Here is a 12,403-nt window from a genome sequence, read left to right on the forward strand (position 1 = left end):
TGGCTGAAAGAGCCGCTACGCCTCCTTCAGCACCTCATAGATCTTGCGCATCTGATCGCCGATCATGTCGCATTGTTCCGGCGTCGACTGGCTCATCGCCTTCTCGATCAGCGCCATATGCACTTTCAGCGCCTGCATCAGCAGCGCCTCGCCGGCCTCGGTGAGCGCGAGCCGCAGGATGCGCTTGTCCTTGTCGTCGCCTTCGCGGCGCAACAGGCCGCGCGCCTCCAGCTGCGGCAAAAGCATGGTGATGTTGGAGCGGCCGACGAGCAGCTTGCGGGCAAGGTCGTGCTGCGACATGCCGGGGTGACGATAGAGGTTCATCAGCACGTCGAGCTGCGCCGGCTTCAGGTCGAGCGGCCCCAGCTTCACCGCCAGCGTGCGTTCAAGCACATGACAGGCGCGCGCCACCGCGACCCAGTTGCGAAAACGCGGGTTGTCCCAAGGTAGCTCTTGTTTATTGTTCATCTTTGAACTATTATGTTCATGCTTGAACGTATGGATGGATTCTCACTATGGCATCATTCGGGCTGAAGGTCATCCGGGGCGTGTTCGGTGCGGCCGAGCGTGTCGCGCCGCGCTTGACCGGGCGCGCGGCGTTCGAATTGTTCTGCCGCACGCCGAACGTCAAGGCGCTCAGCGACGGCGAGCGGCGCGCCATCGACCGCGCCGCCGAGTTCATGACCGAGGCGCGTCATCACCGGCTGAAGACCGCGACCGGCTGCGTCATGGCGCACGAGTTCCGGCCGGAGCCGGGCAGGGCGGCCGCCGGCACGGTGCTTGTCGTCCATGGCTGGCGATCGCGCACCGAATATATGCGCGCGCTGATCGAAGGCTATCGCGCCGCCGGCCATAGGGTGGTTTCGCTTGATCTGCCCGGCCACGGCCAGTCGCAGGGCAGGCGGCTGAACATGGTCAATGCCGTCGATGCGGTGCGGGTTGCCGGCGAATGGTTCGGCCCCTTCGTGGCGGCGGTCGGTCATTCTTTCGGCGGCGCGGTCGCCGCCAATGCCATCGCCGGCTCGGTCAAGAACATCCCGCCGCTGGCGGCCGGACGCCTGGTGCTGATCGCGGCGCCTAGCTCCCTGCCGGCGATCTTTGCCGACTTCAGCCGCATGCTCAATGTCGGCCCGCGCTCGCAAGCCGCCATGGCGGACCGGGTCGAGCATCTTTCCGGCCGGCCGCTGCACGAATTCACCGGCGACCGCCAGCTCGCCCAGGCGCCGGTGCCGACCCTGGTCATCCATGCGCAGGACGACCGCGAAGTTTCGGCCGATCATGCAAGGCGCTATGCCGGTGCCGGCGGCCATGTGCGGCTCTACTGGGCCGACGGGCTCGGCCACCGCCGCATCCTTGCGGACAAGGGTGTGGTCGAACGCGCGGTCGGCTTCGTGACGCATGGCGAGCCGTCGCTGCTGCATTGAGCGACGATCGAAATTATTTCTTCTTCCCGCCGGGTTCGACCGGCAGTCCGGCCGCCTTCCAGGCGGTATAGCCGCCAAGGATGTGCTTGACCGGCGCAAGCCCCATGTCCTGCGCCGTCTTGGTGGCCAGCGCCGAGCGCCAGCCGCCGGCGCAGAAGAAGACGAAGCTCTTTCCCGAGGCGAAGAACGGCTTGTGGTATGGGCTTTCGGGATCGATCCAGAATTCCAGCATGCCGCGCGTGACATGTTTGGCGCCGGGAATCCGGCCGTCGCGTTCCACCTCGCGAGGGTCGCGCAGATCGACGAAGATTGTGTCTTCCTCGTCGAGCAGCCCGGCTGCTTCCTCAGGCGAAACCACCTCGATCTCGGCGTTCGCCTCGTCCAGCAGTTCGCGATAACCCTTTTTCACGCTTTCATCCCTCCCGGCTTGCTGGCGAATTTCGAGCACACCGGCCGGCGTTTGTCACGCCGCGTCGGTGCCGGAGCGCAAGCACCCTCGCTCCAGCCGTCACGATGTTGTGAAACCGTTCTGCAACAGACGTTCCAAAATTTATGAAAGCTTAACGAAATCGGTATGAATCAGTATAGTCGCGCCTTACATCCGCCATGCGGTGAGCGGGACGATCTAGCGTGCGGAACGGGAACCGGCTGCGGCCGGGAGCGGGTGATCCATGAAATTCCTCGGAAACAAGGCGGCCGTGATGCCGCTGATGGCGATCACGGCAACGCTCGCTTTCGGTGCGCCGCAAGCAGGCGCGCAGGGGCTGTTCGACATGCTTTTCGGCGGCGGCGTCAAGCACGCGCCACAAGGCGAGTTTCCGCCCCCGCCACCGAAGAACAAGCCGAAAGCGCCGGGCGGTGGTGGCAGCGTGAGAATCAGCGGCCCGTCCTATTACACCTACAAGGCCGATCGGCTGGTTCGCGTCGACTTCTCGGCGCTGGCGGCGACGCCGGAGCCGGCGGTGCCGCAGGATGCGGCTTTCGTGCCGTCGGTGACCGTTGCTGCGTTTCGTGAGGCCATTGCCGGCTTGAGTGATTACGAACTCTATGCCGAACCCGACATCGCCAAGGCGCTGATCGCCTACTACTCGGCCAATCCGGATTTCATCTGGGTGACGGGAACCAGCCTCAACAGCCGTGCTCAGGATGCGGTGCGCGTTCTTGGCGAGGCTTCAAGCTATGGTCTCACGCCCGCCGACTACACGGTCGAAGTGCCCGCCGCCGGTGCATCGACGGCCGACCCCAATGCGCAGCTGAAAGAACTCGTCCGTTTCGAGATGGCGCTGTCGGCGCGCGTGCTGCGCTATGCCCACGACGCCCAGAACGGCCGCGTCGAGCCCAACCGCATGACAGGCTACTACGATTTCCCGGCCAAGCCGCTCGACTTGCAAGGCGTGCTGAAAACGCTGGCGCATACCCAGGAGGTGCGCACCTATCTCGAGTCGCGGCATCCGCAGAACGCGGAATACCAGGCGTTGCGCGTCGAACTGGAATCGCTGCAGGCAAGTGCGGAAAACGAAATCGTCGTCGACCCCAAGCTGTTGCTGAAGCCTGGCGAAACCAGCCCTGAACTGCCGAAGCTGCTGACCCTGATCGCGCGCAATCTCGATGACGAGATGGGCGGCGCCTATGGCGAGATCCTGTCCAGGCTGGCGACCAGCGAAGTCTACGACCCGGAACTCATTCCGATCATCAAGGCCGTGCAGCAAAAGGCAGGCATGAAGGGCGATGGCGTCATCGGTCCGCGCACCGTTGCGTCGCTGGCCGGAACATCCAAGGCCGACAAGCTGCTGAAGGTGGAAGTGGCGCTGGAGGAACTGCGCTGGCTGCCTTCCGATCTCGGCAGCCCGCGTGTCTTCATCAATCAGCCGGCCTTCACCGCGAGCTACATCGACAATGGCGAGGAAAAGCTGAAGACGCGTGTCGTCGTCGGCCGGACCACCAACCAGACCGCCTTCTTCTACGACCAGATCAAGCAGGTCGATTTCCATCCCTATTGGGGCGTGCCGCAGTCGATCATCGTCAACGAAATGCTGCCCAGGCTGCGCAACGATCCCGGCTATCTCGACCGGGCCGGCTACGAGGTGACGGATTCGCGCGGCAAGCGTATTCCGTCGTCGGCGGTCGACTGGGGCGCCTATGGCTCGAACATCCCCTACAGCGTGCGCCAGCAGCCGAGCGAGGCCAATGCGCTGGGCGAACTGAAGATCCTGTTCCCCAACAAGCACGCGATCTACATGCACGACACGCCGCAGAAATCCTTTTTTGAGCGTGACATGCGCGCGCTCAGCCATGGCTGCGTGCGGCTGCAGGATCCGCGCGGCATGGCGGCGGCGGTGCTCGGTACCTCGGTGGACTATATCGCCGAGAAGCTGAAGCACGGCCACGCGACGGAGAATGTGACCCGCACGATCCCGGTCTATGTCGCCTATTTCACCGCCTGGCCTGATCTGTCCGGCAAGGTCGAATATTTCGGCGACGTCTACGACCGCGACTCGCGGCTGAAGCAGGCCTTGGACGCCACCGAGGCCGTGCGCTCACCGACGAGTTAATCTTTAGCACTCCAGCAGCGGCCGCCGGAAGCCGGCGTCCCGCCCGGCGATCAACCAATAGAGCAACCCGGCGACAAGGCCGGCGGCGGCGATGATGCCGATGTCGACCCAGCGCTCCGGGTCCATGTCCTCCGGCGCACTCGGCCAGATCAGGGCGAAACCGCCAACCGCGGCGGCGGCGCCGAAGAGCATGTGCAGCAGCACATTGCGCAGCGAGAAGAACTCGGCGATCAGCGCGAAGATCAGCGTCTGCAGCGCGGTCACGACAATCGTCAGAAAATAGACGAACATGCCGAGTGGCGGGACCAGCAGGACCGCGATCGGCGAGACGCCCATGACGTCGAAATAGCCGGGCGAGTTGGGCAAGGAACTGAGCACGGCATAGATCGCCGCGATGGCGATCAGGCCGACCAGAACCGACACGAAATAGCCGGCCAGCATCATCAATATGCGCTTCATCACGTGTTTCGCGGTCGCCATGCCCATCCCCCAATGCGGCGCCTAGCACGACAGTCAGCCATCAAAGCTAGACTGGCGCAAGGGGAGGCAGGGCAATCGCCACAGGCCAGCGACCTTTCCAACTCATGGCAGGGAGCGCCAATTGTCGAGGTCGGCGCCGCCCCTCATTGTCCTGCCGGACATTTCTCCCCGTATAGTGACGGGGAGAAAGAGGATGGCCGCGGCGCCGGAGCCTTTCTACAGCGCTGACGATTGGCGAAATCGGCGGCGAGCGTCCCTCTCCCCGTCGCTATACGGGGAGAGGATGCCGGCAGGCAGGTGAGGGGCGGCGCCAGCGCCCGGAAAGACCGATGGCAACGGCTGGGAGTGGCCAATGATTCGCGTCCGAACGGCCTCCGACGACGACCCTTATTTTGGCTCGCCCGTCACGGGATCATAATTGATCTCAACCTTGGCCTTGTCCGACGTGTAGTAGGTGACGGTGTAGGCGCCGCTATCCCAGTCGACCTCCTTCACATAGAGAAAGCCGTCGCGCTTCTCGACCTTGGCGAGAATGTCCGACAGTTTCTTGGCATTGGACGGCGGCAGCGGAGCATCGTCCGCGGCAAAGGCCGGCCCGCCGGCGAGAAGAACGGCGACGCTGGTCGCCAGGAGCAATCTGGACATGGTTTTCCCTCAACTTTCCTGGGACAGAAACTCGCTGCTATGCCGGTTTGTTCCGCGGGTGGCATGCCGGGCCATCTCAGCCGACCGGCTTGCTACCTGTTCGAGGGGCTGCCGCCCGCCTAACTTACGCGGCGCGTCGTTGAGCGGGGTGGAGACCTGAACGGGTTCGACGAGGGTCGACGGCGGTCACGATGCCGTGGTGGTGATCGCAATAGACGCGATCCGCCGAAGTTGGCCCAGCACAAAAACGATAACCGCCGGGTACTGACCGGTCTTCGCTCACCGGGAAGCGGCACTGATTGAGGCCCAGTTGAATGAGGGGGACGTCTCTCGAAGTTGGTCTGATATTTTCAGGCATGATTTTCAGGTTCCTAGTTCATAGCCATTGCCCGCTGACGGCCGCGGTGCGACCGCGTCAGGGCGAGCTTCTCTCGTTTTGGAGGGCTGTGGATCACCATATGGTGTTGGTCGCAGCGTGAATGAAGCCCGAGACCCTGCTTTCGGAAGCCAATTGTTGCGACTTAAGGCCACACTTGCCGCTGGGGTGCACGAAGGCATCCGGCGGGCGATGTTGTCGTCCACAGATCGCTCCGCCCCCGGGTTAATTGGCAGGCGGGATGAGGGGTGGCTTGTGGGGCCCCCCTTCAGGCCTTGCGCTTCGCGATTGGTCGGCTGCCGCTTCTGGCCGCGCCGAGCTTCGTCGCCGCTTTGGCGGCAGCTTTCGGAGCTTTCGACTTCGTCGCTGCTTTGGCGGCTGGAGCCTTTGCAATGGCAGGCTTCGCAGCGCGGGCAGTGAGAACAGAGGCGGCCACAGGCCTTGCCGGGTTGGCAAAAGCACGCGGCATTGCTTTGGCGGCAGTATGTTTTTTTGCGGCGGCAACCGCCACGTCCCGCTTGTGGTAAACCTTGGAACGCACAGAAGCGGAGTCCGCAGTCGACCAGCGTGATCCGGTCTCCGATGCAGGCGGCTCGACGGCCTCGATGCTCAAGCGCAGACCCATCGCGTGAACCACCTTGATAACAGTCGCAAATTCGGGACGGCCCTTGCTGTCGAGTGCCCGGTAGAGGCTTTCGCGGGATAGCCCGGCAGCCTTGGCGATCTGCGTCATACCGCGCGCACGGGCGATCTCGCCGAGTGCCGCCGCCATCAGCGCGGGATCGCCATCGGCGAAAATCTCGTCGAGGAAATGCGCAATGGTTTCCTCGTTATCGAGGTTCTTGCTGACATCCCAAGCTGTCGTTTCAACTGTCATTCAAAATACTCCTGCGCGAGTTTCTTCGCCCTTGCGATATCGCGCCTTTGACTGCCCTTGTCGCCACCGCACAGCAACAGCACCACAGCATCGCCGTGGCAGGCGAAGTAGATGCGATAGCCTAGCCCGTGATCGACGCGCATTTCACTAACGCTCTCGCCCACGGCTTCGCATCGCCAAAATGGCCGGTATGCTGGACACGAAAAATGCGGGCGTCGATGCGACCGCGCGCGGCATTTGGCAAGTCACCACACCATTTGGCATAGACCTTGGTCTGGCGGATTTCCATTCATTGCCCTGTCGCCTATAGGCCACAATATAGGCATGCTAGAAAACGCGCAAGGGTTACCTGCATTGCTTAGCCGCAGCCACTGCGCCGGCACCGCAGACGGCGGGTGAGGAGTCCGGCGGGTGCCCCCGGTTCATCGGTTGGCCCTCGGGGGGCCGTCATGTGGGGTCCCGCATCCGTGCGCGACCGTCGGCTTTCAGGGCCCTCAACCGGCCAGCCCTAGGAGGGCGTGCCGCGGGAGCGGAAACATTTTGTCAGCAGACAGCGTGGTCGCGTCCCAGAGCATCTCTCCGAACCGTTGCGCCGGTGCTATGGTGTGCCTGCATGATCAGACAGCAGGGATATGAGGCATGCCCGAAGTCACCCGCCGTACACTTCTTGCGTTCACCGCCGTGGCCTCGGTCATTGAACCGTCGTTTGCTGAAGGGGAAGGTGTCTCACCCGAATTGCGGGCGCTGATCGGAGCCCATGAAGCCACCTATGTCGGGCTTCTCAGGGTTGTTCATCAAGCGGGCAGTAGCAGCCACGAACGCAAGAGGGCAGACCGGATCGAACAGGAAGCATTGCTGGCCATCTGCTCCTATCCTGCGATCAGCCGAGGCGACCGCCGGGCCAAGGCCGATTACCTGTTGACCGCCGAGGCTCGGGGTGAACTCGACCTGGAAGAGCACATGCAGGCCATCCTGCACTCGATGAAGCGCTGATCGCGGCTCGACCGCGCATCTCCAACCAGACATCGCCGACTTTGCCACCATGGCGACAAGCGGGTCGGGCACGCCGTTAAGTTATCGACATCTTGATCGGAAGGCCTGGGCCAAACTGATGAACATTGTTTGGCGAAGGCAAACTGCGTGCGAGCAAATCCGGGGGCCCGCACGTTAATCCCCAAATCTGAATTAGAGCGGTATTTGAGGAAGATAACCTGATCAATGAGGCAGCGCTCACTGCGGCCGCAAATCGACTGCCGTGCGGATTTTGGTGGGCGATGCAGGGATTGAACCTGCGACCCCACCCGTGTGAAGGGTGTGCTCTCCCGCTGAGCTAATCGCCCGCTCGTTGCCCGAAGGCCAAGCGAGCCGCGATATAAGGGAGGCGGGTGCGGGAAGTCAAGGCGGTGTCCGGCATTCCGGTGAGGATCGATTTATGGCCCCCTCGGCCCTGTCTCCGACAAGACGCCGGTCGCTTCCCCAAGGCAATTGCATATGGATTCTTGCGAAGAAGAACCCCCGCCCTAACCCCTCCCTACAAGGGGGAGGGAAGCTGCCGCGCGCTCTTCATCTTTGCGGTCAAAACGTCGGCAATTTTGCTGAGATCAGCGCCGACGGGATCTCCCTCCCCCTTGTGGGGAGGGGTTAGGGGTGGGGGTATTCGTAGGGCGCACGCCTTTGCCCCTTTGCGATTGCCTTGGCCGCTTCCCCCTCACTGTCCGGCGGCGGCAATCAGCCTCTGCGCCAGATCAAGCGTCAGCGCGTCGAAATGCGAGATCACCGCCGAGGGCTCGAATTCGCGCACGTGGCGGTCGGTGTAGCCGAAATCGACCGCCACCACCGGAATGCCGGCGGCTTTTGCGGTGTCGATGTCGGTTTGCGAATCGCCGACCATCAGCGCGCGATGCGGGTCGCCGCCGGCGAGCTTGATGGTCTCGATCAAATGACGCGGGTCGGGCTTGCGGAAGGCGAACGTGTCCTGTCCGGCGATCGCCGCGAAATGCCTGGTCAGGCCGAGCGCCTCGATCAAAGCCAGCGAGTTGGCTTCGTATTTGTTGGTGCAGATGGCCAGGAGATAGCCGGCGTTCTCGAAGCGCGCGATCGCCTCGATGACGCCGGGATAGGGGCGCGACTTGCCGGGGATGTTGATCGTGTAGTGGTCGAGGAAGAGTTTCAGCAGCCGGTCGTGCTCCTCGACATCAAGCGATCGCTGATGGGCCGCATGCGCGCGTTCGATCATCACGCGGCCGCCATGGCCGACAAAACGCCTGAAGCCGGCTTCGTCGACCGCCGCGATATCGCTGGCGGCAAGGCTGTGGTTCAGGCTATCGAGCAGGTCCGGCGCCGTATCGATCAGCGTACCGTCGAGGTCGAACACGATGATCGGGCGGGTCATGGTCTGTCCTGGGCCAAGTTTGTGCAATGGGCAGGCGATAGCGGCTGCGGCGCGTCAAGGCAAGGTCACCCGGGCCAGCTCGTTCAGGCAGCCCCATCGGGCCGGGCATTTCGCGGCGCGCCACCAGAAATGGAAAACCCGCCACGGCGGCGGGTTGTCGGCGCAATTCAGCACCATGGGCAAATATGTAGCACGTCTGCCGTCACCGGGTCAACGAGACAGAGGAAATAATTCCTATTGCGCGTCACCCCTGCATCGCCCACTGGCAGCGTGCGTGCACAACATCGATGGGATAGGGGACGCAGCGGCCAAGGGCTTTGACCAGACCGGCAAAGATGCTACGAGCCCGAAACGTCAGGTTTCGGGGCAGCAAGCGGCATGGATGCAAGGCAATTGAAGGTCGAAGCCGCACGGGCGGCACTTGCCCATGTCACGGACGGCATGCGGCTCGGCATCGGCACCGGCACCACGGCGGAAGAGTTCGTGCGGCTGCTTGCCGACAAGGTTGCCACCGGCATGACCGTCATCGGCGTGCCGACTTCGGAGCGCACCGCGTTGCTCTGCCGCGAGCTCGGCGTGCCACTGTCGACCCTGGAGGAAACGCCCGAGCTCGATCTCACCATCGACGGTGCCGACGAAGTCGACCCGGAGCTGACCTTGATCAAGGGCGGCGGCGGCGCACTGCTGCGCGAGAAGATCGTCGCCGCGGCGTCCCAGCGCATGATCGTCATCGCGGACCGGTCGAAGATGGTCGCCACGCTCGGCCGTTTTCCACTGCCGATCGAAGTCAACCCGTTCGGGCTGCGCGCAACCGAAATCGCGATTGGCGCGGCGGCTGAAAAGCTCGGTCTTTCCGGTCCGGTCACATTGAGGATGACGGGGGAGCAGGCTTTTGTTACAGACGGCGGCCATTTTATCCTCGATGCATCTTTTGGCCGCATTCCGGATACAAGAGCGCTTTCGAATGCTCTCCACGCCATTCCGGGCGTGGTCGAGCATGGTCTTTTCATCGGGCTGGCATCAGCGGCCATCATCGCCGGCGGCGACGGTATCCAAACCGTCCATGCCGCCCGAAAACCAGGGAGTTCTACCGATCATGATGTTGCATAACCGGGTTCGCAGCCTTTCCGTCCTTCTGGCGGCCGCAGCCGTTTTCGCCTTCTCTTCGCCGGCGTTTTCGCAGGATGTCACGGAATCGCACCTGAAGGCCGCCCGCGCGGCGGTGGCGGCGATCCACGCGACCGACCCGTTCGACAACATCCTGCCGCAGGCGGCAGCCGCGCTCGAGTCGCAGCTCATCCAGAAGAACCCGGACATGCAGGAACTGATCGGCAAGACCATCAGCGAGAAGGCGCTGGCGCTGGCTTCGCGCCGCGCCGACCTCGAGAAGGAAGCAGCGCTCGCCTACGCAAAAGTGTTCTCCGAAAAGGAACTGACCGATATCGCCGCCTTCTACAATTCCGATTCGGGCAAGAAGCTGCTTGATAGCGGGCCGACGGTGACCCGCGACCTGGTCAAGGCAGCCGACATCTGGCAGAACGGCCTCGGCCGCGATCTCGCGCAGCAGGTCGGCGAAACGCTGGCCGCCGCCGCCAAGGCAAAGGCACCGGCAGCGCCAGCCGCCCCGGCGGATGGCGCCGCGCCCGCGGACAACAACTGATCCCGCATTTCAAAACGGCCTTGCGGCCATCCCGAAGCCCGGCTTGTCCGGGCTTTTCTTTTGACGCTTTGCAGCCTACCTGTCTCTCAATTTTCTGAAGCTCAAGGAGCCGTCATGGCCGGTTATGACTACGATCTTTTCGTCATCGGCGGCGGCTCCGGCGGGGTGCGGGCGGCGCGCGTGGCGGCCGCACTCGGCAAGCGCGTCGGCATCGCCGAGGAATACCGCTATGGCGGCACCTGCGTTATCAGGGGCTGCGTGCCGAAAAAGCTCTACGTCTATGCCTCGCAATTTCCGGAGCATTTCGCCGACGCGGCCGGCTATGGCTGGACGGTGCCGGAAGCCAGTTTCGACTGGCAGACGCTGGTCGCCAACAAGGATCGCGAGATCAGCCGGCTGGAGGCGATCTACCAGAGAAACGTCGAGGGCGCCGGCGGTGACGCCTTTCACTCGCGCGCCATGATCGTCGATCCGCATGTTGTGCATCTTCTGGGCGAGGATCGCACCGTCACCGCCGACCAGATCCTGATCGCGACCGGCGGCCGACCGGCGCCGCATCCGGCGCTGCCCGGCCACGAACATTGCATCTTTTCCAATGAGGCCTTCGACCTGAAGGAGCTGCCCAAGGCGATCATGATCGAGGGCGGCGGCTACATCGCCGTCGAGTTCGCCAACATCTTCCACGGTCTCGGCGTCGACACCACGCTGGTCTATCGCGGCAAGGAGATCCTCAGCCGTTTCGACATGGACCTGCGGCGCATGCTGCACGAGACGATGGAAAAGAAGGGGATAAAAATCCTCTGCCATTCCGTGTCCGAATTGGTGCGCAAGCGGCCGGACGGCCGGCTCGACGCACTTCTCATCAGCGGCAAGGTGCTGACGGTCGACCAGGTGATGCTGGCCATCGGCCGCGTCCCCAACACCGAGAATATGGGCCTGGAAGGCATCGGCATGGAGATGACCAAGACCGGCGCGATCGCCGTAGACAAATACTCGCGCACCAACATCGACAACATCTGGGCGATCGGCGACGTCACCAACCGCGTACAACTGACGCCGGTGGCGATCCACGAGGCGATGTGTTTCATCGAGACCGCCTTCAAGGGAAATCCGACCGCGCCCGACCATGAGACGATCGCCACGGCGGTCTTTTCGCAGCCGGAGATCGGCACCGTCGGCCTGTCGGAGGACGATGCCGTCAAACGCTTCCCCGACATCGAAATCTACCGCGCCACGTTCCGGCCGATGCGGCACACGCTGTCCGGACGCGACGAGAAGATGCTGATGAAGCTGGTGGTCGATGGCGCGTCGAAGAAAGTGCTCGGCGCCCACATATTGGGGCCGGATGCCGGCGAGATGGCGCAGCTTCTCGCCATCCCGCTGAAGGCCGGCCTGACCAAGGATGATTTCGACCGCACGATGGCGGTGCACCCGACAGCGGCGGAAGAACTGGTCACCATGTACAAGCCGACTTATCGCGTGAAGGACGGCGAGCGGGTGGATTGACGGCAAAACCCGCAGCAGTCGCATTTAGGAACGCCATGCTGGCGCCCTACGAATACCCCCACCCCTAACCCTCCCCACAAGGGGGAGGGAGACTTCCGTAGGTGCCGATCCTTGGCATGTCGCTTGCGTCTCAGCTTCAGGAGAGCGCGGCAGCGTTCCCTCCCCCTTGTGGGGAGGGTTAGGGTGGGGGTCCTCTCCGCAAGAATCCTTGTGCGATTGTCGTTGTCTAACACTGGCTGCTACAACAGCGTGCCGCGCAGGATCACCAGCGCCACCGAGAAACAGATCACCAGCCCGGTGACATCGACCAGCGTGGCGACGAACGGAGCCGATGCGCTGGCCGGATCGAAGCCGATGCGCTTCAAGGCGAACGGCAGCATCGATCCCGACAGCGAGCCGAAGGTGACGATGCCGACCAGTGCCGTGCCGACCGTGGTGGCGATCAGCGGCCAATGCGGGCCATCTGTGATCGACGGCAGCCGCAAGTCGCG

At 63.2% G+C, this 12,403-nt stretch carries 14 protein-coding genes, 1 tRNA gene and 1 pseudogene; 6 read left to right on the forward strand and 10 right to left on the reverse strand.

Going from position 1 to position 12,403, the window contains the following annotated elements; all coding sequences use genetic code 11:
• Positions 1-15 precede the first annotated feature (15 nt).
• The gene (locus NKH03_RS06990; RefSeq protein ID WP_352967805.1) at positions 16-468 is read right to left on the reverse strand and encodes a MarR family winged helix-turn-helix transcriptional regulator; all 453 of its coding nucleotides are present in this window, start codon (positions 466-468) and stop codon (positions 16-18) included.
• Between the two features lie 47 nt (positions 469-515).
• On the opposite strand from NKH03_RS06990, the gene NKH03_RS06995 reads away from it, so the two are divergent.
• On the forward strand, positions 516-1,424 hold the full coding sequence (locus NKH03_RS06995; RefSeq protein ID WP_352967806.1) for an alpha/beta hydrolase: 909 nt from the start codon (positions 516-518) through the stop codon (positions 1,422-1,424).
• 13 nt (positions 1,425-1,437) lie between these two features.
• Here the strand turns inward: NKH03_RS06995 and NKH03_RS07000 are convergent, their stop codons facing one another.
• Positions 1,438-1,833, reverse strand: a complete 396-nt coding sequence (locus tag NKH03_RS07000; RefSeq protein WP_352967807.1) for a rhodanese-like domain-containing protein — start codon at positions 1,831-1,833, stop codon at positions 1,438-1,440.
• A gap of 262 nt (positions 1,834-2,095) precedes the next feature.
• Here NKH03_RS07000 and NKH03_RS07005 point away from each other — a divergent pair, with 262 nt between their 5' ends.
• Complete coding sequence (locus NKH03_RS07005; RefSeq protein ID WP_352967808.1) at positions 2,096-3,976, forward strand: L,D-transpeptidase family protein; 1,881 nt, start codon at positions 2,096-2,098, stop codon at positions 3,974-3,976.
• Positions 3,977-3,979: 3 nt separating this feature from the next.
• Here NKH03_RS07005 and NKH03_RS07010 read toward each other — a convergent pair whose 3' ends face one another.
• The 5 genes from NKH03_RS07010 to NKH03_RS07030 form a co-directional block, all read right to left on the reverse strand.
• The gene (locus NKH03_RS07010) at positions 3,980-4,462 is read right to left on the reverse strand and encodes a hypothetical protein (protein ID WP_352967810.1); all 483 of its coding nucleotides are present in this window, start codon (positions 4,460-4,462) and stop codon (positions 3,980-3,982) included.
• A 381-nt stretch (positions 4,463-4,843) separates the two neighbouring features.
• Complete coding sequence (locus NKH03_RS07015; RefSeq protein WP_352873051.1) at positions 4,844-5,101, reverse strand: PepSY domain-containing protein; 258 nt, start codon at positions 5,099-5,101, stop codon at positions 4,844-4,846.
• Between the two features lie 124 nt (positions 5,102-5,225).
• Entirely contained in the window at positions 5,226-5,459 is a 234-nt protein-coding gene (locus NKH03_RS07020; RefSeq protein WP_352967812.1) for a GcrA family cell cycle regulator, read from the reverse strand.
• Between the two features lie 286 nt (positions 5,460-5,745).
• On the reverse strand, positions 5,746-6,354 hold the full coding sequence (locus NKH03_RS07025; RefSeq protein WP_352967814.1) for an addiction module antidote protein: 609 nt from the start codon (positions 6,352-6,354) through the stop codon (positions 5,746-5,748).
• Complete coding sequence (locus tag NKH03_RS07030; RefSeq protein WP_352967815.1) at positions 6,351-6,497, reverse strand: type II toxin-antitoxin system RelE/ParE family toxin; 147 nt, start codon at positions 6,495-6,497, stop codon at positions 6,351-6,353. The genes NKH03_RS07025 and NKH03_RS07030 overlap by 4 nt, the downstream gene beginning before the upstream one ends.
• 496 nt (positions 6,498-6,993) lie before the next feature.
• Here NKH03_RS07030 and NKH03_RS07035 point away from each other — a divergent pair, with 496 nt between their 5' ends.
• Entirely contained in the window at positions 6,994-7,347 is a 354-nt protein-coding gene (locus NKH03_RS07035) for a hypothetical protein (protein ID WP_352876234.1), read from the forward strand.
• Between the two features lie 272 nt (positions 7,348-7,619).
• On the opposite strand, the gene NKH03_RS07040 is transcribed toward NKH03_RS07035, so the two are convergent.
• Together NKH03_RS07040 and NKH03_RS07045 are read right to left on the reverse strand one after the other, a co-directional pair.
• Positions 7,620-7,694 (reverse strand) — tRNA-Val (locus tag NKH03_RS07040).
• A 368-nt stretch (positions 7,695-8,062) separates the two neighbouring features.
• Positions 8,063-8,746, reverse strand: a complete 684-nt coding sequence (locus NKH03_RS07045; protein WP_352868550.1) for a phosphoglycolate phosphatase — start codon at positions 8,744-8,746, stop codon at positions 8,063-8,065.
• A 378-nt stretch (positions 8,747-9,124) separates the two neighbouring features.
• Between NKH03_RS07045 and rpiA the strand changes: the two genes are divergently transcribed.
• The 3 genes from rpiA to gor all read left to right on the forward strand — a co-directional run bounded on the left by rpiA (position 9,125) and on the right by gor (position 11,912).
• On the forward strand, positions 9,125-9,856 hold the full coding sequence (gene rpiA, locus NKH03_RS07050) for a ribose-5-phosphate isomerase RpiA (RefSeq protein ID WP_352967816.1): 732 nt from the start codon (positions 9,125-9,127) through the stop codon (positions 9,854-9,856).
• The gene (locus NKH03_RS07055; protein WP_352967817.1) at positions 9,843-10,406 is read left to right on the forward strand and encodes a DUF2059 domain-containing protein; all 564 of its coding nucleotides are present in this window, start codon (positions 9,843-9,845) and stop codon (positions 10,404-10,406) included. Before rpiA ends, NKH03_RS07055 begins: the two co-directional genes overlap by 14 nt.
• 114 nt (positions 10,407-10,520) lie before the next feature.
• On the forward strand, positions 10,521-11,912 hold the full coding sequence (gene gor, locus NKH03_RS07060; RefSeq protein ID WP_352967818.1) for a glutathione-disulfide reductase: 1,392 nt from the start codon (positions 10,521-10,523) through the stop codon (positions 11,910-11,912).
• 239 nt (positions 11,913-12,151) lie between these two features.
• On the opposite strand, the pseudogene NKH03_RS07065 reads toward gor, so the two are convergent.
• Positions 12,152-12,373 (reverse strand): annotated as a pseudogene (locus tag NKH03_RS07065) (magnesium transporter); the annotation flags it as partial.
• Between the last annotated feature and the right edge of the window lie 30 nt (positions 12,374-12,403).

The organism is Mesorhizobium sp. M1406, from assembly GCF_040317555.1.
Lineage (GTDB): Bacteria > Pseudomonadota > Alphaproteobacteria > Rhizobiales > Rhizobiaceae > Mesorhizobium.

What these genes read in the sequence shown, in the direction of transcription:
- NKH03_RS07025 (WP_352967814.1), bottom strand. Translation starts at nt 6,354, where the DNA reads ATGACAGTTGAAACGACAGCTTGGGATGTCAGCAAGAACCTCGATAAC.
- NKH03_RS06995 (WP_352967806.1), top strand. Translation starts at nt 516, where the DNA reads ATGGCATCATTCGGGCTGAAGGTCATCCGGGGCGTGTTCGGTGCGGCC.
- rpiA (WP_352967816.1), top strand. Translation starts at nt 9,125, where the DNA reads ATGGATGCAAGGCAATTGAAGGTCGAAGCCGCACGGGCGGCACTTGCC.
- NKH03_RS07005 (WP_352967808.1), top strand. Translation starts at nt 2,096, where the DNA reads ATGAAATTCCTCGGAAACAAGGCGGCCGTGATGCCGCTGATGGCGATC.
- NKH03_RS07045 (WP_352868550.1), bottom strand. Translation starts at nt 8,746, where the DNA reads ATGACCCGCCCGATCATCGTGTTCGACCTCGACGGTACGCTGATCGAT.
- gor (WP_352967818.1), top strand. Translation starts at nt 10,521, where the DNA reads ATGGCCGGTTATGACTACGATCTTTTCGTCATCGGCGGCGGCTCCGGC.
- NKH03_RS06990 (WP_352967805.1), bottom strand. Translation starts at nt 468, where the DNA reads ATGAACAATAAACAAGAGCTACCTTGGGACAACCCGCGTTTTCGCAAC.
- NKH03_RS07010 (WP_352967810.1), bottom strand. Translation starts at nt 4,462, where the DNA reads ATGGGCATGGCGACCGCGAAACACGTGATGAAGCGCATATTGATGATG.
- NKH03_RS07015 (WP_352873051.1), bottom strand. Translation starts at nt 5,101, where the DNA reads ATGTCCAGATTGCTCCTGGCGACCAGCGTCGCCGTTCTTCTCGCCGGC.
- NKH03_RS07035 (WP_352876234.1), top strand. Translation starts at nt 6,994, where the DNA reads ATGCCCGAAGTCACCCGCCGTACACTTCTTGCGTTCACCGCCGTGGCC.
- NKH03_RS07020 (WP_352967812.1), bottom strand. Translation starts at nt 5,459, where the DNA reads ATGCCTGAAAATATCAGACCAACTTCGAGAGACGTCCCCCTCATTCAA.
- NKH03_RS07055 (WP_352967817.1), top strand. Translation starts at nt 9,843, where the DNA reads ATGATGTTGCATAACCGGGTTCGCAGCCTTTCCGTCCTTCTGGCGGCC.
- NKH03_RS07030 (WP_352967815.1), bottom strand. Translation starts at nt 6,497, where the DNA reads ATGCGCGTCGATCACGGGCTAGGCTATCGCATCTACTTCGCCTGCCAC.